The sequence below is a fragment of the Amycolatopsis vastitatis genome, from assembly GCF_002234595.1.
Lineage (GTDB): Bacteria > Actinomycetota > Actinomycetes > Mycobacteriales > Pseudonocardiaceae > Amycolatopsis > Amycolatopsis vastitatis.
Genome location: NZ_NMUL01000010.1, coordinates 96567 through 121151 on the forward strand (window position 1 = coordinate 96567; position 24585 = coordinate 121151).

General features: G+C 70.5%; 28 protein-coding genes and 1 pseudogene. 16 read left to right on the forward strand and 13 right to left on the reverse strand.

The window, feature by feature from the left end; translation table 11 throughout:
- Window positions 1-11 precede the first annotated feature (11 nt).
- The 5 genes from CF165_RS12905 to CF165_RS54075 all read right to left on the reverse strand — a co-directional run bounded on the left by CF165_RS12905 (window position 12) and on the right by CF165_RS54075 (window position 3337).
- The gene (locus tag CF165_RS12905) at window positions 12-599 is read right to left on the reverse strand and encodes an alpha/beta hydrolase (protein WP_093947733.1); all 588 of its coding nucleotides are present in this window, start codon (window positions 597-599) and stop codon (window positions 12-14) included.
- A gap of 15 nt (window positions 600-614) precedes the next feature.
- The gene (locus tag CF165_RS12910) at window positions 615-956 is read right to left on the reverse strand and encodes a VOC family protein (protein WP_093947734.1); all 342 of its coding nucleotides are present in this window, start codon (window positions 954-956) and stop codon (window positions 615-617) included.
- A gap of 79 nt (window positions 957-1035) precedes the next feature.
- Window positions 1036-1905 carry a carboxymuconolactone decarboxylase family protein gene (locus tag CF165_RS12915; RefSeq protein WP_093947735.1) on the reverse strand — a complete coding sequence of 290 codons (870 nt, stop codon included), beginning with the start codon at window positions 1903-1905 and terminating at the stop codon, window positions 1036-1038.
- The gene (locus tag CF165_RS12920; protein ID WP_093947736.1) at window positions 1902-3134 is read right to left on the reverse strand and encodes an RNA polymerase sigma factor; all 1233 of its coding nucleotides are present in this window, start codon (window positions 3132-3134) and stop codon (window positions 1902-1904) included. Before CF165_RS12920 ends, CF165_RS12915 begins: the two co-directional genes overlap by 4 nt.
- A complete protein-coding gene (locus CF165_RS54075) occupies window positions 3131-3337 on the reverse strand; it encodes a YciI family protein (protein WP_439098503.1) in 207 nt (68 codons plus the stop codon). Before CF165_RS54075 ends, CF165_RS12920 begins: the two co-directional genes overlap by 4 nt.
- A 306-nt stretch (window positions 3338-3643) precedes the next feature.
- Between CF165_RS54075 and CF165_RS12930 the strand changes: the two genes are divergently transcribed.
- A complete protein-coding gene (locus tag CF165_RS12930; RefSeq protein WP_093947737.1) occupies window positions 3644-4267 on the forward strand; it encodes a TetR/AcrR family transcriptional regulator in 624 nt (207 codons plus the stop codon).
- Window positions 4257-5387 (forward strand): epoxide hydrolase family protein, encoded by a 1131-nt coding sequence (locus CF165_RS12935; RefSeq protein ID WP_240521562.1) that lies wholly within the window; start codon window positions 4257-4259, stop codon window positions 5385-5387. Before CF165_RS12930 ends, CF165_RS12935 begins: the two co-directional genes overlap by 11 nt.
- 24 nt (window positions 5388-5411) lie before the next feature.
- On the opposite strand, the gene CF165_RS12940 is transcribed toward CF165_RS12935, so the two are convergent.
- A complete protein-coding gene (locus CF165_RS12940; protein ID WP_093947875.1) occupies window positions 5412-6533 on the reverse strand; it encodes an epoxide hydrolase family protein in 1122 nt (373 codons plus the stop codon).
- Between the two features lie 408 nt (window positions 6534-6941).
- Between CF165_RS12940 and CF165_RS52545 the strand changes: the two genes are divergently transcribed.
- From CF165_RS52545 to CF165_RS52550, 3 genes and pseudogenes are all read left to right on the forward strand, one after another.
- Window positions 6942-7268 (forward strand): carboxymuconolactone decarboxylase family protein, encoded by a 327-nt coding sequence (locus tag CF165_RS52545; protein WP_338023417.1) that lies wholly within the window; start codon window positions 6942-6944, stop codon window positions 7266-7268.
- Window positions 7261-8079, forward strand: a complete 819-nt coding sequence (locus CF165_RS12950; protein WP_093947739.1) for a helix-turn-helix domain-containing protein — start codon at window positions 7261-7263, stop codon at window positions 8077-8079. The genes CF165_RS52545 and CF165_RS12950 overlap by 8 nt, the downstream gene beginning before the upstream one ends.
- A gap of 37 nt (window positions 8080-8116) precedes the next feature.
- A pseudogene (locus tag CF165_RS52550) lies at window positions 8117-8250 on the forward strand (carbohydrate ABC transporter permease); the annotation flags it as partial.
- A gap of 31 nt (window positions 8251-8281) precedes the next feature.
- Here the strand turns inward: CF165_RS52550 and CF165_RS12960 are convergent.
- On the reverse strand, window positions 8282-8770 hold the full coding sequence (locus CF165_RS12960) for a MarR family winged helix-turn-helix transcriptional regulator (protein WP_093947741.1): 489 nt from the start codon (window positions 8768-8770) through the stop codon (window positions 8282-8284).
- 53 nt (window positions 8771-8823) lie between these two features.
- On the reverse strand, window positions 8824-9243 hold the full coding sequence (locus tag CF165_RS12965; RefSeq protein ID WP_093947742.1) for a nitroreductase family deazaflavin-dependent oxidoreductase: 420 nt from the start codon (window positions 9241-9243) through the stop codon (window positions 8824-8826).
- 76 nt (window positions 9244-9319) lie between these two features.
- On the opposite strand from CF165_RS12965, the gene CF165_RS51145 reads away from it, so the two are divergent.
- Window positions 9320-9601 carry a hypothetical protein gene (locus CF165_RS51145; RefSeq protein ID WP_158226768.1) on the forward strand — a complete coding sequence of 94 codons (282 nt, stop codon included), beginning with the start codon at window positions 9320-9322 and terminating at the stop codon, window positions 9599-9601.
- Window positions 9602-9610: 9 nt separating this feature from the next.
- Here the strand turns inward: CF165_RS51145 and CF165_RS12975 are convergent, their stop codons facing one another.
- Window positions 9611-11530, reverse strand: coding sequence for a S53 family peptidase (locus tag CF165_RS12975; protein ID WP_240521563.1), 1920 nt, complete (start codon window positions 11528-11530; stop codon window positions 9611-9613).
- Between the two features lie 32 nt (window positions 11531-11562).
- On the reverse strand, window positions 11563-12060 hold the full coding sequence (locus CF165_RS12980; protein WP_093947745.1) for a SigE family RNA polymerase sigma factor: 498 nt from the start codon (window positions 12058-12060) through the stop codon (window positions 11563-11565).
- A gap of 158 nt (window positions 12061-12218) precedes the next feature.
- On the opposite strand from CF165_RS12980, the gene CF165_RS12985 reads away from it, so the two are divergent.
- The 5 genes from CF165_RS12985 (at window position 12219) to CF165_RS13005 (ending at window position 16713) form a co-directional block, all read left to right on the forward strand.
- Entirely contained in the window at window positions 12219-13109 is an 891-nt protein-coding gene (locus CF165_RS12985) for a hypothetical protein (protein WP_093947746.1), read from the forward strand.
- A 104-nt stretch (window positions 13110-13213) separates the two neighbouring features.
- Window positions 13214-14275, forward strand: a complete 1062-nt coding sequence (locus tag CF165_RS12990) for a sugar ABC transporter substrate-binding protein (protein WP_093947747.1) — start codon at window positions 13214-13216, stop codon at window positions 14273-14275.
- Between the two features lie 5 nt (window positions 14276-14280).
- Window positions 14281-15258 carry an ABC transporter permease gene (locus CF165_RS12995; RefSeq protein ID WP_240521564.1) on the forward strand — a complete coding sequence of 326 codons (978 nt, stop codon included), beginning with the start codon at window positions 14281-14283 and terminating at the stop codon, window positions 15256-15258.
- A complete protein-coding gene (locus CF165_RS13000) occupies window positions 15255-16007 on the forward strand; it encodes an ATP-binding cassette domain-containing protein (RefSeq protein ID WP_093947748.1) in 753 nt (250 codons plus the stop codon). The genes CF165_RS12995 and CF165_RS13000 overlap by 4 nt, the downstream gene beginning before the upstream one ends.
- A gap of 331 nt (window positions 16008-16338) precedes the next feature.
- The gene (locus CF165_RS13005) at window positions 16339-16713 is read left to right on the forward strand and encodes a hypothetical protein (protein ID WP_093947749.1); all 375 of its coding nucleotides are present in this window, start codon (window positions 16339-16341) and stop codon (window positions 16711-16713) included.
- Window positions 16714-16739: 26 nt separating this feature from the next.
- On the opposite strand, the gene CF165_RS13010 is transcribed toward CF165_RS13005, so the two are convergent.
- From CF165_RS13010 to CF165_RS13020, 3 genes are read right to left on the reverse strand one after another with little or no spacing between them, the layout of a single operon-like run.
- Window positions 16740-18065, reverse strand: a complete 1326-nt coding sequence (locus CF165_RS13010) for a M16 family metallopeptidase (protein ID WP_093947750.1) — start codon at window positions 18063-18065, stop codon at window positions 16740-16742.
- Window positions 18062-19342: a M16 family metallopeptidase gene (locus CF165_RS13015; protein WP_205660848.1), complete on the reverse strand. Its 1281-nt coding sequence runs from the start codon at window positions 19340-19342 to the stop codon at window positions 18062-18064. The genes CF165_RS13010 and CF165_RS13015 overlap by 4 nt, the downstream gene beginning before the upstream one ends.
- Window positions 19343-19385: 43 nt before the next feature.
- Window positions 19386-19781 carry a hypothetical protein gene (locus CF165_RS13020; RefSeq protein ID WP_093947751.1) on the reverse strand — a complete coding sequence of 132 codons (396 nt, stop codon included), beginning with the start codon at window positions 19779-19781 and terminating at the stop codon, window positions 19386-19388.
- Window positions 19782-20058: 277 nt separating this feature from the next.
- On the opposite strand from CF165_RS13020, the gene CF165_RS13025 reads away from it, so the two are divergent.
- The 5 genes from CF165_RS13025 to CF165_RS13045 all read left to right on the forward strand — a co-directional run bounded on the left by CF165_RS13025 (window position 20059) and on the right by CF165_RS13045 (window position 24577).
- On the forward strand, window positions 20059-20319 hold the full coding sequence (locus CF165_RS13025) for a hypothetical protein (protein ID WP_093947752.1): 261 nt from the start codon (window positions 20059-20061) through the stop codon (window positions 20317-20319).
- Between the two features lie 78 nt (window positions 20320-20397).
- Entirely contained in the window at window positions 20398-21222 is an 825-nt protein-coding gene (locus CF165_RS13030) for an HTTM domain-containing protein (protein ID WP_093947753.1), read from the forward strand.
- Window positions 21223-21243: 21 nt separating this feature from the next.
- A complete protein-coding gene (locus CF165_RS13035; RefSeq protein ID WP_093947754.1) occupies window positions 21244-23022 on the forward strand; it encodes an ABC transporter ATP-binding protein in 1779 nt (592 codons plus the stop codon).
- Entirely contained in the window at window positions 23022-24044 is a 1023-nt protein-coding gene (locus tag CF165_RS13040) for an alpha/beta hydrolase (protein ID WP_093947755.1), read from the forward strand. Before CF165_RS13035 ends, CF165_RS13040 begins: the two co-directional genes overlap by 1 nt.
- A complete protein-coding gene (locus tag CF165_RS13045; RefSeq protein WP_093947756.1) occupies window positions 24041-24577 on the forward strand; it encodes a hypothetical protein in 537 nt (178 codons plus the stop codon). The genes CF165_RS13040 and CF165_RS13045 overlap by 4 nt, the downstream gene beginning before the upstream one ends.
- Window positions 24578-24585 lie beyond the last annotated feature (8 nt).

Below are 24585 nucleotides of genomic sequence, written 5' to 3' on the forward strand. Positions count from 1 at the left end.
GTCCACCCGTGTCATCGGTAGCTCTCGAGGAGGCTGGCCAGCTCCGTGGGGCGGCTGAGCGCGACGCAGTGGCCCGCGGTGATCTCGTCCGGGACGAGGCCGAGCCGTTCGGCCGCCAGCCCGCGGAGGAAGTCCGGCGGGAAGCAGCGGTCCTCGCGGCACAGCGCGAACCGGGTCGGGACGTCAGGCCACGCGTCCAGTGGCCACGGCTCGTTCCGCCCGGCGGGCGAGGGGTGTGCCCGCTCCCTGCGCATCGCCTCTTCCGCGAGCGCACGCGGTACGTCGTGGAGGAAGGTGACGTACGGGTCGGCGTTGCCGGTCCGGCCACCGTCGCGGGCCGCCCGCGCCCGCACTGCCTCGGCGTATCCGGTGTCGCGTCTCCACTCGTCGGGCGATTCGCCGGGCGCGGGGATCATGGCGGCCACCAGGACCAGCAGATCGGCCGCGAGCCGGTCGGCGACCAGCGGTGCGGTGTACCCGCCGAACGAGTGGCCGACGACGATCAGGTACTTCCGGTCGCCGACGGCTTCGATCACCGTGTCGGCGTAGTCGGTGAACGTGGCCGATGCGTCGCCGGGCAGATCCGGAGCCGGGGCCACCGTCTTACCGCGCGCTCAGCTTCCGGGTGCGGGTTCGAAGAGGCTGAACGGCGTCCCCTGATCGTCGTGGCAGTGGGCGATCCGGCCGACGCCCGGGACCGCCTGGACGTCCTCGCTGCGGCCGCCGAGTTCGCGCAGCCGCTCGACCGAGGCCTCGATGTCGTCGGTGCCGAAGTAGACCCGTGGATGGGTGAAGCCGGCCTCGGCCGGGGTGATCGCGCCGGCCGGGCCGTGGGCGATCACGTGGTAGTCGCCGCCGAACTCGTCGGTGCGCCAGGCGAACAGGCCGCCGTAGAAGGCGCGGGCCTTGGCGGTGTCGGCGGCGGGGATTTCCAGCCAGTCGATCTGTCCGGGCATGATCAGTCCTTCCGGTGATGAGGAGTTGCTCACCTCGAGGACGAACGGTGGCGGCCCGTCTCGACGCCGTCCGGCGGATTCACGTCCCGATGGCTGCCCGGCCGGCGTCGTAGCTGCGCAGGGCCGCTCCGATCGCCGCGGCGGCGGTCACCTCGAAGATCGCGTCGTCGCTGTAGCCGGCCGCCTTGAGCTCGTCGAGGTCGGCGTCGGTGATCTTGTGGGACGCGCCGCGGACGTTCGCGGCGTAGGACTTCAGCGGATCCGGCAGCTCGCCGCCCAGCAGGGCGGCCGAGCGGGTTGCTTTGTCCGTAGTGCCGGGGGCTTCCAGCACGGCGTGGCGCAGGTTTTGCGCGGCGTCGCCGAGGTCGTTGTAGCGGCCTTCGGCGATCAGGAAGCCGGGGAAGCGGTAGCCGAACCGGTGCAGGGAACGGGTTCCGCTCTCGAGCTGGCCGTCGCGCAGGACGAAGCCGAACGCGTTGGCGAGGCGGTTGACGATGTTCCACACGAGGTTCACCCGGAGCGCCTCGATCACGGCGGGGCGGGGCAGGCCGGCCACGACGGCGGCGTCGACGTGGCCGGGGTCCTGGCTGACGTTCCCCAGGAACGCGCGGACGGCCGCCAGCTCCGGACGCGCGGAGCCGGGGTCGTCCGGGTCGATCTCGCCGGTGGCGGCGATCCGGACGAGCTCGGCGTGGGTGACCGCGCAGAACGGGCACTGGTGCACCTTCGCGGTGGACATGGCGAGGTACTCGCGTTCGGCGGCGGTCCAGGAGGACGGGCCGCGCATCGCGTCGGCGGTCAGGGCCAGCAAGGGACGGGCGAAGAGCCCGGGCCGGTAGAGCAGCAGCTTCACGATGTCGGGAGTGGCTACGCCCGACATCTTGGACGTGAGCGCGAAGAAGGCCTTCGCGCGGCGGCGGTGACCGTGGTCGAGAACGGACAGCCTCATCGGTTCTCCAAGGTGTCGAGGGCGCGCAGCCGGCCGGCGAGGTAGCGCCGGTCGGCGGGCTTGGTGGCCAGGTCATGGGCGCGCCGGTACGCGGCCGCGGCTTCGGGGGTGCGGCCGAGGCGGCGCAGGAGGTCGGCGCGGGCGGCGTGCAGCAGGTGGTAGTGGTCGAGGCCGCCGATCCGGTCGATCAGCGCCAGCCCGTCGGCCGGGGTGGTGGCCATGGCGACGGCGACGGCGTGGTTCAGCGCGACCACCGGGGACGGGGACAGCTCCAGCAGCCGGCCGTAGAGACCGGCGATGCCCGCCCAGTCCGTCCGGTCGGCCGAGGGTGCTTGGGCGTGCAGCACGGCGATGGTGGCCTGCAGCTGGTACGGCCCGGGCGCGCCGAGCCGCAGCGCGCGGTCCAGCAGCCCGACCGCTTCGGCGATCTCGGCGCGGTCCCACCGCGATCGGTCCTGGTTCTCCAGCAGGACGACGTCACCGTCCGCGTCGTAGCGGGCGGCGGCGCGCGAGTCCTGCAGGAGCAGCAAGGCGGCCAGGCCGAGTGCTTCCGGTTCGTCGGGCATGAGGGTCGCGACGAGCTTGGCGAGCCGGATCGCTTCCTGTTGCAGTTCGCGGAACTCCGGCCGGTCCGGCCCGGCGGTGTAGCCCTGGGTGAAGACGAGGTAGACGACCGCGAGGACGCCGGAGAGCCGTTCGGGCAGGAGGTGGTCGCCGGGGACGTCGAGGCCGATCCGCGCGTCACGGATCTTGCGCTTGGCCCGGACCAGGCGCTGGGCCAGCGCGGGTTCGGCGACGACGAAGGTGCGGGCGATCTGCCCGGCGGTCATTCCGGCGACCGCCTGCAGCGTCAGTGCGACGCGGGCTTCCTCGGCGAGGGCGGGATGGCAGCAGGTGAAGATGAGGCTCAGCCGCTCGTCCCCGAGGCCGAGCAGGCTGTCTTCGCGGAGGTCCGTGGTCGTCACCTCCGGCGGCTCGAGCCGGGCGAGCTTCTCCTGACCGCGCCGGGCGCGGCGGAGCCGGTCGATCGCGCTGTTGCGGGCCGTGGTCAGCAGCCAGGCGACCGGGTCGTCCGGCACCGCGTCGTCCCACTTGCGCAGGGCGAGCGCGCAGGCGTCCTGCAGCGCGTCCTCGGCGAGCTCGAAGTCGCCCAGGACGCGGACGAGCGCGGCGAGCATCCGGGACCGGTGCTCGCGGTAGGCCTCCTGCAGGACCGGTGCGGCGCTCATGCGCCGGTCGAGGCCCGGTGGTCGAGGTCGGGGACGCCGGCGATCGGGCGGACTTCGATGGTGCCGTCCGCGGCCATCGGGCACAGCGCGGCCAGCTCGAGCGCCTCGTCGAGGGTGGCGCAGTCCAGCACGTAGGCGCCGCCGAGGTGCTCGTGGGTCTCGAGGAACGGCCCGTCCGTGATCAGCGTTTTGCCCTCGCGCACGGCCACCGTGGTCGCGGTGTGCTCGCCTTGCAGCGGGTGCCCGGCGACGAACGAACGCGCCCCGCCGCCGGCACTCCTCGGCGAAGGCGTTCACGGCGGCCAAGGCCTCGGGGAAGCGCGGGTCGCCGGGTTCGGGGCGGTCGCAGTTGTAGATCAGCAGCATGTACTGCACGTGTCCTCCAGCTCGGGCCGCGGGGTTCCGTCGAAGAGGATGACGAACAGGCCGACCGTAACTCGACAGGCAGCCTCGAGCTTCCCGAAACTCGCCCGGCCGGGTCGCGGACGGCGTTGTGTACATTTGTTCTTATGACCCTCCCCGGACCGCGGGCCCAGGACACCGGCCGGCGACCCCGCCGGCACGATCCCGACCGCAGGGTCCGCATTCTCGACGCTGCGCTGGATGTCCTGGTCGAGCAGGGGATGGCCGGGATGACGCATCGGCAGGTCGCCGCACGGGCCGATGTGCCGCTCGGTTCGGTCACCTACCACTTCGCCGGCCTGGCCGAGCTGCGAGCGCAGGCCTTCACCCGCTTCGTCGAGCTGCAGACCGCGGTGTTCGAGGCGCTCTTCGACGGCGTCGGAACCCGCGAGGAGTTCGTCGAGGCGCTGGTCGACCTCGTCCACGCGAGTCCTGCCCGGCAGCGCAGTGCGGTGCTCGGTTTCGAGCTGCACCTGGCGGCGTTGCGCGACCCCGGGCTCCGCGTTCTGGCCGAGGCGTGGACGAGGAGCAGCCAGGAGGTGCTGGCCCGCTTCGTCGGCGCGGCCGACGCCGCCCGACTGGATGCGCTGCTCGAAGGGATGATCATGCACGCACTGCTGGCGACCGGACCGCGGTCCAGGGAGGCGGCACGGGCGGCCGTCGCCAAGGCCGTCGAGCTGTCCGGTGAGGCCGGATTTCCGCGAACGCAAGGAGAAAACCATGTCCGATAGGCCCGTGCTCGCGGTCACCGATGCCGAACTGGGCGAGCTGCGAACCCGCCTGGCCGGCACGCGGTGGCCGGCTCCGTGGCCGGTGGCCGGCTGGGCGGCGGGAACCGATCCCGTCGAGCTGCGGCGACTGGTCGCCCACTGGGCGTCCGGCTACGACTGGCGTGCCCACGAAGCCGCCATCAACGCACTGCCCCACCGTGTCGCGGACATCGCCGGGACGCCGGTGCACTACCTGCGTTTCGACGGCGAAGCCCCGGACGCCCTGCCGATCGTCCTGACCAACGGGTGGCCCAGCTCGTTCCTGGAGCTGACCGGCTTCGCCCAGCGGCTGGCCACGCCGTCGAAGCACGGCGGTTCCGCGGCGGACTCGTTCACCGTCATCGTCCCGTCGCTGCCCGGCTTCGCCTTCTCCCCGCAACGTCCTTCGCTCGCCGATCCCGTGCAGACCCACGAACTGTGGCACCTGCTCATGCGCGAGGAACTGGGCTTCACCCGGTACGCGGCGCACGGCGGAGACCTCGGCGCGGGCATCACCTCCCGGCTGGCCGAAGCCCATCCCGACGCCCTGGCCGGCATTCACCTGATGGCCGTCGCCGGTCCGGTCGCCTACGACGACGAGAGCCTCACCGCGCAGGAACGGGCGTACCTCGATTCGGTGGCGACCTGGTCGGCGCAGGAAGGCGCCTACCAGCACCAGCAGAGCACCCGGCCGGTCACCCTGGCCTACGGCCTGGCCGACTCGCCGGCCGGGCTGCTCGCCTGGATCCTCGAGAAGTACCGCGCGTGGAGCGACTGCGGAGGCGACGTGTCCTCGCGGTTCAGCGACGACTTCCTGCTGACGCAGGCGTCGCTCTACTGGTTCACCAACACCATTTCGACGTCGTTCCGGCCGTACTACGAGTACCGCGAGAATCTGACCCGCCGGGTCGAGCGGGTCGAGGTGCCGACCGCCGTCGCCCTGTTCCCAGCCGACCTCGCCCAGCCGCCGCGCAGCTGGGCGGAGCGCACCTACAACGTGACGAGGTACACCACGATGCCCCGCGGTGGCCACTTCGCCGCCTACGAGGAACCCGAACTGCTCGCCGGGGACGTCACCGAATTCTTCCGGGAACTGCGGTGAAGATCGGCGCTTCGAGCCGGCCCGTCAGCGGAAGAGGCGGAAGAACCCGCGCACCTGCTCGACGAGCGACTCCGGCTGCTCCAGGGCGGCGAAGTGTCCTCCTCGCGGCAGCTGCTCGAACCAGCGCAGGTCGGTGAACCGCAGCTCGGCCTCCCGCCGCGACGGCCGGGTTATGTCGCGCGGGTAGACCGAGAGCCCGGACGGTGCGGTGACCTTGTCCCGGAAGTGGGCGAAGCTTTCCCAGTACAGGCGCGCCGACGACGTGGCCGAGGCGGTGAACCAGTAGACCGAGATCTCGTCGAGGATCGTCTGCCGCGTCACCGCGTCCTCGGGATGGCCGTCGTTGTCCGTCCAGGCCCAGAACTTTTCGGCGATCCAGGCGGCCTGGCCCGCCGGGGAGTCGGTGAGGCCGTAGCCGAGCGTCTGCGGCCGGGTCGCCTGGATCGCCGAGTACCCCCGGCCGGTGCGCTGGAACTCCTTCTCGGCTTCGAGGTTCGCCAGCTCGGACGGTGTCGGGTCGCCGAACGTGCCCGCTGCCACGGACCCCAGGTTCAGGTGCACACCGGCGACCCGCCCGGGCGCCACCTCGCCGAGCGCGCCGGACACGGCCGAACCCCAGTCACCGCCCTGCGCGCCGTACCGCTCGTAACCCAGCGAGACCATCAACGTGTCCCAGGCCCGAGCGATGCGGGTGATGCCCCACCCGGTCGTCGCCGGCTTGTCACTCCAGCCGTACCCGGGCAACGACGGCGCGACCACGTGGAACGCGTCCGCCGGGTTCCCGCCGTGCGCGCGCGGGTCGGTCAGCGGGCCGATGACCTCGAGGAACTCGAGCACCGAACCCGGCCACCCGTGCGTGAGCACCAGCGGGAACGCGTCCGGCTCCGGCGAGCGGACGTGCAGGAAGTGGATACCGAGCCCGTCGATGGTGTCGCGGTACTGCGGGAAGGCGTTCAGCCGCTCGGCGAACCCGAAGTCGTAGTCCTCGGCCCAGCTGCGGCAGAGTTCCCGCGTGTAAGCCAGCGGGATCCCCTGTGACCAGTCGTCCACCGGCTCCGGCTCGGGCCACCGCGTCCGGCGCAACCGGTCACGCAGGTCCGCGATCTCGGCTTCGGTGATGCTGACCTCGAACGGCTCGGCGGCCACAGCGAGCCTCCCTCCGACGGAACGCGTTTCCGGCACCGGCACGATCATGAACAGGATATCGCCATGACCCGGCACCGGATGGTCGTCGTCCTCCGTGCGGCGCCCGGTGATGTTTACCTCCGAGGGAATTGGATCGCCGCGCCCGGCCCGGCAAACTCGAGAACATGACCGTTCACCAGCTCCACACCGCAGACACCGCGGACGAAGGCGCGAAGGAGCCGCTCAAGGCTCTCGAAGGCGCTTTCGGGTTCGTGCCCGCCGCGGCCGGCCTCATGGCGAACTCGCCGCCGCTGATCAACACCTTCTTTTCCGCTTTCGGTCACTTCCGGGGCGGGGGGGACGTTCGGCCCGGACGAGCGGCAGGTCCTGCTGCTGTCCAACGCGGTCGCCAACCGCAGTGCGTGGGCCGTGGCGTTCCACACGCTTGAGGCGCTGCAGGACGGCGTCGAGCCGGCCGTGGTCGAGGCGATCCGCCGGGGCGAGGTCCCCGCGGATCAGCGGATGGCGGCGCTGTCGGCGTTCACCCGGTCGTTGATCGGGAAGCAGGGGCACGTCGAGGACGCGGAGGTGGCCGCGTTCAAGGCGGCGGGCTTCACCGAAGAACAGGTCTTCGAAGTGATCACCGGCGTGGCGATCTCGGCGATGACGAACTACACGGCCAACCTCGCCGGTCCGCCGCTGGAGGACGCGGTGGTGCCGCACGCCTGGAAGACGGGATACCCGGCGGGTGCCTGACGTCGGTCTCCTGCTGAAACACTGGCGCGGTACCCGGCGGCTGAGCCAGCTGGCGCTGGCCGCCGAGGCCGCCGTGTCGGTCCGTCACCTGAGCTTCGTCGAAACGGGACGGGCGAACCCGAGCCGTGCCATGGTGCTGAAGCTCGCGGAGGTCCTCGACGTCCCCTTGCGCGAGCGCAACACCTTGCTGCTCAGTGCCGGCTTCGCACCGGAATACCCGGAGTCCGCATTGGACGCACCGGCCCTGGCCGCGGTGCGGGACGCACTGGAGACGATTCTCGCCCAGCAGGAACCGTTCCCGGCGCTGGTGATGGACCGCAGCTGGGACATCCGGCACACCAACACCGCCGCCCGCCGGTTCTTCGCCTTCCTCCGGGGCGGACAGCCGGCGAGCCCACCGGGGCCGCCGAACGTGCTTCGCCGGATGTTCCACCCGGACGGCGCGCGACCACACGTGACGAACTGGCCGGAAGTCGCCGAGGCGTTGGTGCGGCGTGCTCGGCGCGAGGCGATCGGTGGTGTCCTGGACGAGCGCGCGCAGCAGATCCTCGACGAGGTGCTGGACTACCCGGACGTGCCGGCGCACCTGCGGGTGGTGGACGCGACGACCCCCGTCCTCCCGATCGTCCCGATCCGGTACGAGCGTGGCGGCAGGCGGTTCGACTACTTCTCCACGGTGACGACGCTGGGCACACCGCAGGACGTGACCCTGCAGGAGCTGCGCATCGAATGCTTCTTCCCGATGAACGACGAAACCCGGGAGCACGCCCGAGAACTGGCCGGGCCGGTCCGTCCTCACGCGACGAGGTAGGTCACTTCGGCGGTGGTCACCGTCGCGGTCTACGACGGCCTTCCAGGGCCAGTTCCGGGTCAACATCCCGCGGTGCTCGCCGCCGTCATCCTGTCCACGATTCCGGTACTGGCGCTGTACGTCCTGGGCCGGCGTTACCTCGTCACCGGCCTCACCGCCGGGTTCGGCAAGGAGCGGCGGGACGTCATCGAGGCCCGCGGCGTCAGCCGGCGTGAGTCTCTTCCACCGCGCCGATCAGGGTGCGTTCCACCGCCGTGAGGAGTTCGAGGAGCTCCGCACGGCGGGCGGGATCCAACGCACCTGTCGTCAGGTCTTCCAAGTCCTGCCAGATGCTCTCGACCTGGCTCCGCAGGGCGTGCCCCGCGGTCGTCGATTCCACGATCACGGCCCGCCGGTCGGTCGGGGACGGCGTCCGGCGCACGAACCCGGCCCGTTCGAGCCGCTGCACCGTCCGGGTCATGGTCGCGGCGTCGGAGTCGAGCACCTTGACGAGGTCCGCCTGCCGCTGCGGGCCGACGTCCCACAGGTGCATCATGACCAGCTCCTGGCCGGGGTAGAGGCCGGTCCGGCGCAGGAGCAGGCCGGCGAGCATGCGGTGCAACCGCGCGACCCGGAAGATGGCGTGGCTGACGCGGCCGGACGCCGCCGCGCCGGGTTCGCCGATCGCGACGCCGTCGTCCTGTCCGGCCATCGTCAGTCTCCTCGCGGGCTCGGTGGTCCGGACAGCAACTTACCCGGTCGATCTCACCCGGCTGCCGGCGTGAGGGCGACGACGGGGATGACCCGCTCGGTTTTCTTTTCGTAGTCGGCGAAACCGGGGTACAGCTCGGCCTGCCGGGCGTACTTCTCGTCCCGCTCGGCACCGGTCAGTTCGGTGGCGTGGACGTCGAGGACCTCGTCGCCGACCTCGATCCGGACGTCGGGGTGGGCCAGGAGGTTGTGGTACCAGTCGGGGTTGTGGTCGGAGCCCGCCTTGGACGCGAAGACCAGGTACCGGTCGCCGTCGGGCAGGTACATCATCGGGTTGACCCGGCTCGCGCCGGTGCGTGCGCCGATCGTGTGCAGCAGGAGCAGCGGGGCACCTTCGAACTGGCCGCCGACGCGGCCGTGGTTGGCGCGGAACTCGGCGATCGTCTGAGCGTTCCAGTCGGCAGCAGCGGACATGGTTCCATCCTTCGGTCGGTGATCGATCACGTTACTTCGCGACTGCGCCGAGCGCCGGGTAGTCGGTGTACCCGCGGTGGTCGCCGCCGTAGAAGGTCGCTCGATCGGGTTCGTTGAGCGGCGCTCCAAGGAGGATGTCGATATTTGCTCGAACAGCAGAGCGGAGTCCGTCGCGGCGCAGCCTTGGCCGAGGATGCGCCGCGCTCCGCATGCGATCGGCGTGCTGGAGATACTGGGCGCCCTCGGCCTGATCCTTTCCGCCGTGACCGGCGCCACGCCGATCGTCCGGGCCGCACGGTTCACCGCGGCGGAACCCACTGGCGCCTTCCTCGACGCGACCGGGGTTTCTCCGTGGTGACGCGGTTGCTCAGCTGCCTCGAGGGTGCCGGCGGAAGGACTCGATCAGCTGCCTGGTCGGTGAGCCCAGGCCGGTGGCCGTGTTGTAGCCGGGGGCGTAGACCAGGTTCGAGTCCGCGTATTGCCCCGGGGTGATCAGGTCGACGTACCCGTACTTCACGACCGCGAACGCCACTGTGTCCGGCGTCCCGGCGGGATTGTCGCCAATGGCGTGATAGGCCGACCGGGGCCGGGCGTAGAGGGCCGGGTTCGCGAAGCCGATGGGGCCGTGTTCCTGGACCAGGAGCGCTTCGACCCCGGCGAAGGCGGGTGAGGACAGGCTCGTCCCACCTCCGTTGCTCACCTGGTAGGACAGGCTGTCGTCGACGTTGTACTCGGTTTCGCCGACGAGCAGGCACAGATCGGGATCCGCCAGGGCGGCGACGTCCGGGAGGGTGCGCATCGCCGGTGACCCGGCGAATGAGGCGGGCACCACGCCCCGCTGGTAGAACGGCTGCCGGAACACGGTGCTGGTTCCGCCGCCGGAGGCCTTGCCCTGATAGCCGGGCAGCGCCGCTTCCCACGACGTGCCGTCACCGGAGAGGGGCACTTCGTCGGTCGCCCAGCCGATCTCCCACCGGTAGGAGTTGCCGGGCCCGATCGCCAGCGTGGTGCCGCCCACCGCGGTCACCCACGGGCTGGACGGGGGGTAGTCGACGACTCGGCCGCCGTCGATGCCGCCTCCGCCGGAGTCGCCACTGGCGAAGGTGACCGTGATGCCCTCGACCGCGGCTTCCTGGAACGCACGTTCGTACGCCCCGATGGCGTCCGGGGCCTCGCCGGGGGTCGCGCCGACGCCGACCGAGCCGGACACGACGTCGGCGAGGCGCCGGTCGACGATCTGGACGATCGAGTCCAGCACGTCGTCGCCGTAGCGGGCACGGGAACCCACCACGAAGGCGACGTTGGCCTCGGGGGCGATCGCGTGGGCGGCCTGGACGTCCATGGCGAACTCGCCACTGCCCTCCTCGGGCGGGGCGTCGGCCGGGACGTAGGCGGTGAACTGGCCGGGGGCGAACGGCGGCTCGCCGTGCTCGGTCGCGAAGCGGTTGGCGTCCGGCAGCGCGTTGATCTCGTTGCCGATGCTGATGATCCCGATCGTCACGCCCTTGCCGGTGAGGCCGGTCCCGGTGATCCCGTAGGCGTCGCGCACCTGCCGCGGCGTGTACCCGCACGGCGCCCATTGCGCGGGATGCCCGTAGGCGAGCGGGAGGTCGGTGGCCGGGGTGTCACCGTAGTGGTCCGGGCAGGGGCTGGTGGGCACCGCACCTCCCACGGCGGCGCGGGAGGCCTTGCGGGACCCGGTTCCGAGAGCCGGACGCGGGGGGCCGGTCGCGACGGTGAGTCCGGTGACGGTCAGGACGTCCTGGCCGACCGCCGCGGGCACGGTGACCGGATCCGCCGCCGCCCGGAACGGGATGCCGTAAAGGGTGTAGTTGCGGAAGCGGGTGCCGAACGCCTCGGCCGCCTGGGCGACCGTGCCACGGGCGACGACGGCCCGCGAGTCGGTGCTGACGATCGAGAGGCCGGTGCCGCGCAGCCACTCGCTGACCGCGTCGATGCGGTGCTGCGCCGGCCCGAAGCGGGTGCGTGTCTGCTCGGGGGTCAGGTAGTGGCCGTAGCGGGGATCACGCGGGTCCGACACCGCGCGTGCGTAGTCGGCCAGTCGCCAGGTGTCGCCCGCGAGGAACACCTGGGCGGTGACCTGGGCTGCCGGATCGGCCGGCCCGGTGTCGGTCCCGTCGTGGACGACGTGGGTGGACCGGGTGCCCTCCAGCCAGCGAACCGGTACCCGTTCCGGCGGGTTCGCGAACGCCGGCGCGGCGGGCATGACCACGGTCGCGACCAGGACGCTGACCAGCAAGGTCCTGCTCTGTCGTCGGCTCCGCACCGGCTGTCCTTCCCTCGAGGTCTTCGGGGCGGTCAGCACGCGACCTGCTTGCCGTCCGCGATCTGGACGCGGAGGGCGCCGAGCCCCCGGGAAATGTGGCTGCGCACGGTTCCGGTCGCGCACCCGAGTACTTCGGCGATCTCGCCGTCGTCGAGGTCTTCGTAGAAGCGCAGGACGATCGCGGCCCGCTGCGACCGCGAGAGGGCGGCCAGCAGGTGGGCGAGCCGGTCGGCGTCGACGATCCGGTCCGCGTGGTCGGGGGCGGCAGTTTCGGCGAACGCCGGGACGTCGGGGGTGGTCCTCACCGAGCGCTGGTACCAGCGGCGGCGCCACGAGAGATAGCCGTTGACCACCATTTTCCGCAGGTAGAGATCCGGCCGGTCGGCCGCTGCCACCCGGCGCCACTGCTGGTGCGCGCGCACCAGCGCGTCTTGCACCACGTCCTGCGCCAGTTCGCGGTCGCCGGTCAAGACGGCCGCGAACCGCACCAATTCGGGCAGCTCCGCACGCGCGAACTCTTCGAAGTGCACATCACATTAGATGCCCGTACCCCGGCAAGCTGTTGCGCCGAGGCCGGAAAAATTCCCGGTGGGCTCCACCGCAACAGATTGCGGAGCAGCGGCATCTTAATTGTGTGCAGTTCGAAGGGTTCCCCCGTGGGCAACGGCCCGGGGCAGAGGAGAGTGTGATGACCGACCTCGACGAGTTGCGCCGCACCCTGCGCGCACAGGAGTCCTTGGCGCCCGATCCCGGTGACGTTCTCGCCGCCGCCACCCGCCGGCTCCGGCGCCGCCGCATCGCGAGCGTCGCCGCGGTGACGCTCGCCGTGGCCGCGCTCGGTGTGGGCGCCGTCGCGATGCTGGGCCGGGGCACCGCGACGGCGCCGCCGGCGTCGCGCGTGAACGCCCCGCCCGCCTCGGTGACCGAGTTTTCGGTCGCCGAGCAGGTGCCGCCCGCCGCGCCGGCGGTGAGCCTCGAGGACGGTTCCTGGGACCTGATGTTCTGGGCCGTCCAGCCGCATTTCGCCACCGTGCACTACGGGCAGGGACATCGCTACGCGTTCGAGATCGAAGTTCGTGACGGCGCCGCGCCGCGCAGCGCGCTCGCGGCGAAACCGTCGGATGCCAAGAAGATTCGGGACCCGCAGTCGGTCGCGTGGCAGGACGGACCGGGCCGATGGATCCGGGTGACGACCACGAAGCCGATGGCGCCCGCGGAAACGCTTGCCCTGCTCACGAAGATCCGCGCTGCTCCGCCGGTGATCAGCTCTCCGCTGGAGTCTCTGCAGATCCCCGCGGGACAGAAGGTCGACACGTTCACCAGTGAGCCCGAGAGCAACACCCTGGTGCTCTGCCCCGACCCCGAGGCGAGGAAGGCCCCGCTCGACAACCGGTGTTTCTCCCTGACTGTGTCGCCGGCCGGCAGGACCGCCCAGCCGGAGGACGGCGCCATTCCCGAAGAGCCGCTTCCCGTGCACCGGTTCCGGACGCTCGGGGCGTACACCATCGAAGTCGACAGCTCGTCCGCCCAGGAACAGGCCGCGTCGGCCTTGATGAACTCCGTCCGGCTCAACCGGTGAGCACGGATGCACCACGAATGTTCGATTTCGATGAATTCGATAAAAGCGGCTGAATGGGGGTCACTCCGATGATGTCCGAAACAGGCTCGAGTTCCCGGAGAACGGTGTTGAAGTACCTCGGCGCGGGCGGCGGCATGGTGGCCGCGAGCGCCGCGCTGGCCGCGTGCACCGGCGTCCAGCAGGCTCAGAACGGCGGGCGTTCCGGGCCGTTCCCGGGCAATCCGGGGTGGCGGTTCGTGTTCGTCAACCACGTCACCACCAACTCCTTCTTCGTGCCGACGCGGTCCGGGCTCGCCGACGCCGCATCGCTGCTCGGCGTGCCCGAGCCACAGTGGACCGGCTCGGAAAACGGCAACGTCGCCCAGATGGCGAGCGCCATGGAGACCGCGATCAACAGCAAGGTCGACGGGATCGCCGTCGCGCTGACCGACGACCACGCCTTCGTCGAGCTCACCAAGCGGGCGCTGGGCCAGGGCATCCCGGTGATCGCCTACAACGCCAGCGCGGCAGGCAACTACCCGCTCACCTACGTCGGCCAGGACCTGTACCTGTCCGGGTTCCGGATGGGACAGCGCATCGCGCAGAAGATCACCTCCGGGGACATCCTGGTCGGCATCTCGCAGCCGGGCGGCAACAACGTCCAGCCGCGGCTGGACGGCATCACCGACGCGCTGAAGCAGGCCGCGCCCGGCGTGCGCGTCCAGTCGGTGAACACCGGGGCCGAGCAGGCGGGCGAGCTGAACGCGATGACCGCCGCGTACACCGGGAACACCGGAGCGAAGGGGATCTACGCGGTCGACGCCGGCAGCACCGCGGCGTGCGCGAAGCTGATCGCCGACCGCGGCCTGTCGGGCAAGGTCGGCGCCGGCGGGTTCGACCTGCTCGACGACACGGTCGCCGGAGTCAAGGGCGGCGCGCTCGACTTCACCATCGACCAGTCCCCGTACCTGCAGGGGTTCCTGTCCGTGCTCTACCTGTACCTGTTCCGGCTGTCCGGCACGCTGGTCGCGCCGCCGGCCACCGACACCGGCCTCACGTTCGTCACCAAGGAGAACGTCGGCCCGTACGCGACCGCCCACAGCCGGTTCGAGGGCGGCGACAACAAGGACGTCATCGGGATGCCGGGCGCGATCCCGCTGCCGCCCGCGTCGGTGCCGAGCCGGTAGCGGGGATGATGTCGTTGAGATCGCTGCTGCTCGGCGTGACGCGGGTCAAGGAACTCAGCATCCTGCTGGTCACGATCGCCGCCGGGATCTACTTCACGGCGACCAGTGACGCGTTCAACTCCCTGGACAACTACCAGACGATCGCCCAGTACGTCGCCCCGTGGGCGATCATCGCCGCGGGGCAGGTGATGCTGCTGATCTGCGGCGAAATCGACCTCTCGGCCGGGTTCGTGTTCACCCTCGCGCCGTTCATGCTGACGCTGTTCTTCGTCAACGGCTGGCCGCTGTGGCTCGCGCTGCTCGGCGCGATCGTGGTGAGCACCCTGGTCGGGCTGGTGAACGGGCTGATCCGGACCCTGCTGAACATCCCGTCGTTCATCACCACCCTGGGCATGGCGTTCCTGTTGCAGGGCCTGGTCCTGATCATCTCGAACGCCCGCCCGGTCGGGGCGCCGAAGGACAGCTGGGTGGTCGACGTGTTCGGCGGGTCGCGCTGGACGGAGTTCCTGTGGGCGGCCGGGGCGGTCGTCGTCATGCAGGTGGTGCTCTCGGCGACCCGGTTCGGCGTGCACACCCAAGCCACCGGCGGAAACCCGGTCGGCGCCGCGGAGTCCGGCATCCCGGTCAACCGGGTGAAGGTGGTCAACTTCGCGATCACCAGCACCTTGGCCGGGCTGGCCGGCATCCTGCAGGGCACCCGGGTCGGCTCGTACGACCCGACCAACGGAGGGTTCACGACGATGTTCTTCGCGGTGGCCTCGGCCGTGATCGGCGGCACGGCGTTGCTCGGCGGGTCCGGCACGGTGGTCGGCGCGTTCCTCGGCGCGCTGCTGCTCGGCATCGTGTTCGACGGGTTCAACCTGACCGGCGTCAGCGCGAACGCGTTCAACGTGGTCCTCGGCGCCGCCATCCTGGTCGCGATGGTGCTGAACGTGACGCTGATCGTGGTGCGCAAACGCGCCGGATCCCGGGAGCTGACGTGACCGCCGACGTCATCCGGGTCGAAGGCGTCAGCAAGAGCTTCGGCCCGGTCGACGCGCTCGCCGACATCACCCTGCACGTGCGGCGCGGGGAAGTCCTCGGGCTCATCGGGGACAACGGTGCCGGCAAGTCGACACTGATCAAGATCCTGACCGGCTACCACCAGCCGGACGGCGGCCGCATCCTGTTCGAAGGCGAGCCGGCCACGCTGAAATCCGTCGTGCACGCGAGGTCGCTGGGCATCGAGACGGTGTTCCAGGACCTGGCGATGGTCGACGACCTGCCGGTGTACCTGAACCTGCACCTGAACCGCGAGCTGACCCACCGCCCGATCCCGTTCCTGCGGCGCCGCGAAATGAAGCACCGTGCCCGGGAGGCGCTGGACTCGATCGGCATCGACATCCCGTCGGTGACCGCCGAAGTGGGCATGCTGTCCGGCGGCCAGCGCCAGGCGATCGCGATCGCCCGCTCGGTGTATTCGAAGGCGAAGCTGCTCCTGCTCGACGAGCCGCTCGCCGCGATGGGCGCCAAGGAAAGCGCGCTGATCCTGCGCCTGCTGCAGGAGCTGAAACGCCGCGGCGACATCGCGATCATCCTCATCGCCCACAACTACGGGCAGGTGATCGACATCTGTGACCGGGTGAACCTGCTGCAGCACGGCGAGATCACCTTCGACCGCCCGGCCGCGGAAACCTCGGTGGCCGAGCTCCTCGACCTGGTGAACGCGGAGTACCACCTCGGCGAACCGTGAAGCGCGACGTGCCCGCCGTGTCGCGGTCTCATGGGGTGACGACGAGCCGCCTGCCGCGCAGGTCGGTTCGCTGCCCTTGCCGACGCCGTAGACCTCCACGCCGGAGGTGCGGACGCTGTCCGCGGTGAGCGCGATCCGGGCTCCGGCCGACTCGCCGGGCCTGGACAGGCCGGGTGGGTCTCGGCCGGAACACCGGACCTGGCTGCCGTCTCGTCGACCGGACTTGAATCCCTTCCGGTCGTCCGGGTATAGCCGGATTGGTACCCCGGAGAGGTGCTCCATGCGGCGTTGACCGGTGCCACAATGAAGGTTCTGCAGAAAGGGGTTCGAAATGCGCGTGCTGACGGCCGTGACCCTGCTGACCATGGTGCTTGTGCCGGCCTGCAAACCGATGCCGTCCCGGTCCGGTGGCGGGACGAAGAAATGCTCGACCTCGGTCGCCAAACCGCGGATCACCGAGCGGGACGACGGAAAAACGATCTGCATGGGCCGCAAGGCGCCGCTGACGGTCACCCTGCACGGCACCAAGGCGGATCCGTGGAAATCGGTTTCGGTGAGCGGGGGCGTGCTGAAGGAGACCCAGGGACCCGCCGTCGCCGGCGCGGTCACCACCGCGGTGTACCAATCCGACCGGTCGGGCAGCGGAACCCTGTCCGCGTCCCGGAAAGCGGGGCACTTCCAGGTCACCATCGTCGTGCGCAGCTGACGCCGGCCGCCCGTGCGCCGGCCCGTTCAGACGACCGGCATGAGCGTCGTGAGCCGGCTCGTCACCTTGGCGGCGTCGCCGACCACGACCGTGACCGCGCGGGCCGGTGCGAGGTACCGCGCCGCGGCCTCGTTCACCTCCGCCACACCGGCTTCGGCGAGGCGCTCGGAATGAACGGTCAGCCAGTCCAGCCGCAGGCCGTGCGCGGCCAGTTCGGAAACCAGGTTCGCCAGCCCGGACTGCGTGGCCATCCCGAGCCGCTGCACCCCGAACAGGTATTCGCGCGCCTGGTCGACCTCGGCCGTGGTCACCGAGGTACAGGCCATCCGCCCGAGTTCGTAGCGGATCTCCAGCACGGCGGGCGCGGTGACGGCGGTGGCGACGTCGGCAATGACCGCGATCGCGGCGCCCGCCTGCGGGAAGACCAATGTGGACTTCGCGGAATACGTGTAGCCCTTGTGCTCCCTGATGTTGGACGCGAGCCGGGAGGAGAAGATGCCGCCGAAGATGACGTTCGCCAGATCGACCGCGGCGAGGTCCGGTGCGCCGAAACCGGCGCACGGCAGCGCGAGACGCACCGAGGACTGGACCGCGCCGGGCGCGTCCAGCACCTCGATCGCCTCGGTGGCCCGGTCGTCGGCCAACGGCCGGTGCCGCCGGGGCACCTCGCCACCGGCCAGTCCGGACAGTGCGTTCCCGGCCGCCCGCAGCGCTTGGTCCGGATCGATGTCGCCGACCAGCACCAGGCAGGCCGACGTGGCCCGCACCCGATCCGCGTGCAGGGCGAGCAGATCCTCGGAGGTCACCGAAAGCACCTCTTCCGGGGACGGGCTCGGCCGCCCGTAGACGTGCTCGCCGTACAACCTCCGGTTCAACGCCTCGAGCGCGCGATGGGCGGGCTGCGCGGTGACGATCCGGAGCATGCCCGCCAGCCTGGCCGCCCGCTGGGCGACTTCGGCCTCGGGGTAGCACGCACCGGTGAGGACCTCGCCGAGGATGCCGAGCAGGTCACCCAGGTGCGCCGCCAGCGCGCTGCCGACGACCAGCAGGCGATCGGCGTCGACGCCGGCGGTCAGCGTCCCGCCCATCCGCTGGATCCGCCGGGTGAGCTCGACGGCGGAGGTGGAAGTGGTCGCGGCGCACAGCGATTCGGCGAGCAGGGCCGCGCCCGCGGGATCGACTTCCACCAGCGGAATCCGCAGCCGCAGCTCGACCAGGGGCACTGAGCGGCGGCGCACCGCCAGCACGGTCAACCCGTTCGGCAAGGTCGTCTCGGCCGACTCCGGCAGGGAAAGCTCGCGGCGCGGCTGCAGCGCGGGAACGTCTGTTCCGGACAGTTCTACGGTCATCATGCCCGTCCTGGCAGGATTTCGGCCAAGGCGCGGTGCCGGCCGCACAGCGCCGCGGCGGCGGCGGCGATCTCGTCGGCGGTGATGGACGCGTACCTGGTGGCCAGCCCCGCGAGCAGGCCGGCGTCCCCGCGTTGCTGTTCGAACACCCCGAGCAGTTTCGCCCGGCCGATCAACGGATCCAGTTCGCGCAGCAGCCGGCTCCGTGCCATCGTCCGCAACCTGGTCAGCTCGTCTTCGTCGGGACCGTCGGCCGCGATGCGCGCCAGCTCCTCGTCGACGACCCGGACGACCTTGTCCACGTCACCACCGGGCGGCAGGAAGCCGGAGACCACGAAGGCCCCCGGGCCACGCACGGCCAACGCGTCCCCCATCAGGCCGAGCCCGGCGGACACGTCGGTGACGAGGTTCTCGTCGGTCACCAGCCGCCGGACCAGCCGAGCGGGTTCCCCGCCGGCGAGCAGGTCGGCGAGCAGGTGGTGCGCGAGGTACGCGTCGAGTTCACCGATCGGGTCGGGAACCCGCCAGCCGGCCGCGAACGCGGGCAGCGGGGCCAGGCGGTCGTGCGACTCGCCGCGTCGCGGTCCGGTGAGCGGTGGCTCGGCGAAGTCGGGCCGCACGGGCACGGCCCGGGCGGGCACGTCGCCGAAATGCCGGGTGACCAGCTCGACGGTCTCGCCGACGTCGATCCCCCCGGCCACGCACAACACCGCGTTGGCCGGGGCGTAGTACCGCTCGAAGAAGGCCTCGGCCTCGGCGACGGTCGCCGACTCGAGGTCGACCTGCGAGCCGTACCCGTCGTGGGTGTTGGCGAAACTGTCGAACAACAGCGGTGGCAGGTGCAGCCAGGGGAAACCGCCGTAGGCACGGTTGGTGACGTTGGTGTTGATCTCCTCGGCGACCACGTCGACCTGGTTGCGCAGGTTCGCCTCGGTGATCCTGGGCCCCCGCATCCGGTCGGCCTCGAGGAAGAGCCCGCGCTCGAGGGCGTTGCCGGGCAGCGTCTCGTGGTAGACGGTGTAGTCGAGGTGGGTCGACCCGTTGAACGAACCGCCGGAAGTCTGCACGTACCGGGCGTGTGCGAGTTTCGGCACCTTCGCCGAGCCCTGGAACATCAGGTGTTCGAAGAGGTGCGCGAAACCCGTGCGGCCCGGTGGTTCCGAGCGGATCCCGACGTCGTACAGCACGGCGACGGCGGCGACCGGAACCGCCGGGTCGGGCGCGAGCACGACGCGCAGCCCGTTCGGCAGGGCGAACCGTTCGAGTCGGGCACCGATCAGGGGTTCCGGCATCGTCTTCCCGTCCTTCGAAGTCACCGGACCGTCAGCTGTAGACGGTCACGTCGACCTGTTGCCCGCAGACCGGGCGCGCGCCGGCCTGGCACACGCTCAGGGCCGCGCTCCAGGTTATGGAAAAAGTGCTGTCGGACAGGCTGATCGGGATGCTTCCGGGTCCGCACTGCTGCGGCGACTGGTGGGCGACGGGCATCAGGTCGTGCGACACGATCAGCAGGACGTAGTAGCAGTCGGCGCTCTTCACGGTCAGCGTGCCGTCCACGACCAGATTGCCCGAGAAGCTGCTGGTCCGCTCGTAGTGCGCGGTACCGGCGGCCGTTCCGTTCCGGTAGGAGGCCGACCAGTTCCGTGGTGCCGCGTCCGCGATCCCGCCCGTGAACAACACCGTCGAGATGATCGCCGCCAGCAAAACCAGTTTGCGCATGGTGGTGCCCTCCGTCGGAAAGAATGCGAGCCGTTGACAGCGACACGATTCCGCAAGCCGGCTCCGGGACGCCAACCGCTATCGGCCTCCCAGTCGGGCCTAGCCAGGTGGCTACGTCACGGTAGCCACCTCGAGCGTCCTCAAGAGCCTTATCCGGACAATGAGATTGGGTAACGCTACCGGGCAGGTCGGCGTCCGCATTCTGGTGGATGCTCACCGAATCGGGAGGCAATAGTGTCGGGCTCGGCAATTACCCGGATAGCCGAAGGAGCTGACCATGAACCGAATCGAGTGTGCTGCCGCCAAGTCGACCCTCGAGGCGCTCGAAATCAACCACGAGATCGCCGCGCCGGTGTTGACGCCGGTCCTGGTGACCGTCACGGTTGCCGGGTTCGCCGGCGGCGCGGCCGTCGGCTACGTGCAGTGCGCGCGGCACGGCTGCATCGACGAGAGCGGCGACGGCATCCGCATGACCGACATCCGCGAGATGTCGGTCAGCGAGCTGCTGCAGGCGCGGCAAGACGCCGCCGTCGCGTAAGTACAGGCAGGGCAAGCGGATGCCGGAAGGGTGTACGCGCTTCCGGCATCCGCCTCGCAACGAATCTTGGGGGAACACATGGCGCAGCCGGACACTTCGCAGGTCGACAAGGTCCTCCGGCAGACGGAGGTGATCACCGCAGCGGGCATCGCGCTCGGGTCACTCGAGTACCTGATGCGTCCCAAGCACTTCGAGGAGTCCGGTCTGCTGAGCTGGCAGGTCGGGCGGACCAAGTACCGCTGGACGTCGAAGAAATCCGCTGACGTGCTCAACCCGCTGTTCAAGCCGCCGGGCATCCAGTGCCTGATCGGCATCCGCCTGGCCGCGGCCTCGGCACTGGTCGCACCGCGGGCCACGCCCGCCGTGCGGACCGCCGCGGTCGCGTACCTCGCCATCACCAACTGGCTGCTGCACATCCGCAACAGCTACGGCACCGACGGCACCGACCACATGAACATGCTGGTGTACGCCGCGCTGACGGTGAGCAAGCTGTTCCCCCACGATCGCAAGGCGAAAGAGCTCTGCACGATGTTCATCGCCGCCCAGTCGGTGTTGTCCTACGTGGCCGCCGGCGCGGCGAAGGCCGTCTCGCCGTACTGGCGGGACGGCAGCGCGATGACTGGGGTCTTCCGCACCCACACCTACGGTCAGCGGCACGTCGGCCGGCTGTTCAAGAAGTTCCCGCTGCTGGCCAAGGCCGGCGGCTGGGGCACGATCGTCGGCGAGATGTCGTTCCCGCTCGCCTTGCTCGGCGGCAAGAAGGCCGCGGTCGCCACCCTGGCCACCGGCGCGGCGTTCCACGCCGGCAACGCCGCGTTCATGGGCCTCAACCGGTTCCTGTGGGCCTTCTGCGGCACGTACCCGGCCGTCATGCACCACTCTCGCAGTTTCCGCAAGAGCTGACCCACCGAAACGAGGCTCGCCATGACCGGTCCCGCGGCCACCGGCGTCTACCGCCGGTTGTCAAGTCTCATCAAGCCGTACCGCGGCGGCTTGTCCGTCGCGGTGGTGCTCGGCGTGTTCAGCAGCGGACTCGCCCTCGCGCAGCCGATGGTGATCGGCTCACTGGTCGGCAAGATCACGGCCGGCGCGCCGGCCACCGTGCCCGCGCTGTTGCTGGCGGCTCTCTTCGTGACCGATCTGGTCCTCGGCGGGGTCGAGGTCTACCTGCTCGGCCGGGCCGGCGCGACGCTCGTCCTCGACTCGCGTCGCCGGGTCGTGCGCTCGTTGCTGCGGGCACCGCTCGGGCTGCACCTCCGGCGCCAGCGCGGCGACCTGTTCAGCGTCGCCGTCGCGGACACCGACCTGCTCAAGACGTCGTTGATGCAGGGACTGCTGAACCTCGTGGTGAGCACGCTGATGGTGGTCGGCTCGGTCGTCCTGATGACCATCATCGACCCGGTGCTCACGGTGTCCACCTTGGGGGTTCTGCTGCTGGCCGGCCTGGCCACGATGGCGGTCGCCAGGCGGGTCCGCGCCGTCGGGGTGGAGACCCGGGAGCGGGTCGGCGCCTTCGCGGGCGCCCTGCAACGAGCGATCGGCGCGATCCGCACGGTCAAGCTCAGCCGCGCCGAGGACCGGGAGGAAACCCGGATCGGGCAGTTCGCCACCGACGCCTACGGCATCGGCATGCGCGGCGTCCGGCTCGAGTCGCTGATGGCCCCGATCATGAACCTCGGCATCCAGGCCGCGTTCGCCGCCGTGTTCACCGTCGGCGCCTTCCGGCTCGTGGGCGGCGCGATGGACACCGCGCACTTCTCGTCCTACCTGCTGTACCTGCTCTACCTCATCGCCCCGCTGATCAGCCTGTTCAGCGCACTCGCGCAGATCCAGCTCGGGCTCGCGGCGATGATCCGGGTGGACGCGCTGGCGGCGGAACCGGAGGAGGCCGGCGGCGCCGCCGACGTGGTGCCGATGACCGACCCCGCGTTGTCCTTCGACCACGTCACCTTCGGCTATCAGCCTGGTTCGCCGACCGTACGTGGACTGACGTTCGACATTCCGCGCCGGGGGTTCGTGGCCGTCGTCGGCCCGTCCGGCGCCGGGAAGTCGACGATCTTCGCGCTGGCCGAGCGGCTGTGGGACGTCGACTCGGGCCGGATCCTGCTGGCCGGCCAGGACATCCGTGACCTGCCGTTGCGCGCGCTCCGCGGCCGCGTCGGCTACGTCGAGCAGGACGCTCCGGTGGTCGACGGCACCATCCGCGAGAACCTGGTCTTCGCGAAACCGGACGCGACCGAGGAGCAGATCGCGGACGCGATCGACAAGGCCAACCTGCGCTGCTGGATCGACAGCTTGGACAACGGTCTGGACACCGAGGTCGGCGAGGCGGGCACGGCGATCTCCGGCGGCGAACGCCAGCGGCTCGCCATCGCCCGGATGTTGTTGCTGCGCCCGGACGTCCTGCTCCTGGACGAGGCCACGTCGCAGCTGGACACCGAAGCCGAGATCGCGCTCGGCAACTCGATCGCCGCGGCGTCCACGGACTGCGCGGTGGTGGCCATCGCCCACCGGATGGCCACCGTCGTCGCCGCCGACCGGATCCTCGTCGTCGACGACGGCAGGCTGCAGGCCGTGGGCGATCACGAGTCACTGCTCGCCACGAACGAGCTCTACCAGCGCCTGGTGCACACGCAGCTGGGCGGGACGGACGACTGGGACCCGGACGCGGCCACCGGTACCGAACTCGCTGGGAGGATCTGATGAAACCGACAGTCTTCAAGCTCTGTGCCGGCGCCGGTGTCCTGGCGGCACTCGCCACGCCGGCCGCGGGCGTCGCCTACCAGTGGCGGACGACCCGGCGGGAGGACGAGACCGTCCCCGGCCTCGGTGAGCGGGTCGACGTCGGGGGCTACCGGTTGCACGTCCGGACCGAGGGATTGGCAGGCGACGGGCCCACGGTCGTGTTCGAGAGCGGCATGTCGTGCCCGTTGGAGGTGTGGTCGTGGATCCAGCCGGAGATCGCCCGGGACGCCCCGGCCGTCGCCTACGACCGGGCGGGGCTCGGCTGGAGCGAGCGCGGTCCCCGGCCGCGGACCGCCGACGAGATGCTCGCCGAACTGGAGACGGTCCTCGAGGTCTCCGGCGCGAAGCCGCCGTACGTGCTGGTCGGGCATTCGTTCGGTGGCCTGCTCGTGCGCCACTTCGCGCAGCGGCACCCCGAGCTGACCGCCGGTGTGGTGCTGGTCGACGCCAGCCACCCCGAGCAGCTGGTCCGGTCGGCCCGGCAGGCGCTCGGCCTGCCGCTGATGAAGGCGACCATCCAGGACTCGACCGTGCTCGCGACTTTCGGCGTGAACCGGCTGTCCAAGCGGTACGTCGTGTCCGATGTGGAGTATCTGCCGTCGGCGGCGCGGGCGGCCGCGTGCGCGCGGATGCTGACCCGCCGCACGTGGCGGACCACCGGTGAGGAGCTGCGCAGCTGGCTCACCGACGTCAACGACAAGGTACGCGACGCGAAGCTGCCCGCGGACCTCCCGCTGGCGGTGCTCACCGCCGGCGAGGTCAGCCGGAGCGACCCCGTGCACAACGAGCTGCAGGACGACCTGGCCGCGTTGTCCGCCAACAGCAGGCGGCTGGTCGTCTCCGGAGCCAGCCACCTCGGCCTGATCATGCGGGAACAATTTGCGAAGTACGTCACCGAAGCCGTCGCGGACGTCGTGCGGGCCGCCCGTGCCGGCGGCCGGATGGACTCCGAACCGACGCAAACTGGGAGTGGACGATGAACGGTTCCGGCCGGGTGGCCCGGATGGTGGTGGGTGGTTTGCTGGGTTCGTGGTTCGTCGCGACCGCACTGAGCCAGGACCCGTTCCGCAAGTTCCCCGGTGCGCGCCGGTACGACCCGTCCGGCGCGGTGGTGCCGGACTGGCGGTTCTTCGCGCCGCGGCCGGGTATGCACGACTACCACCTGCTGTTCCGGGACGAGCTGCCCGACGACTCGGTGACCGAGTGGCGCGAGATCCTGCCGGTCGAGCAACGGGTGCCGCGGCACTTCGTCTGGTACGCCAACAGACGTGCGGAGAAGGTGCTCGGCGACTCGGTGGTCGGCATCATCGGTTTCTCCAAGGAGGCGGATCGCAAGAAGGAGGACATCCAGCTTTCGATCTCGTACCTGACGCTGCTCAACTACCTGACCTACCAGGAGAAGCACGACCCCGACGCGAAGCGGACGCAGTTCCTGATCGCGGCGTCGGCGGGCTATGACGAGACCGAGGAACCGATGATGCTGTTTCTGTCCAATCTGCACCCGCTGTCGTGAAGCGGTAG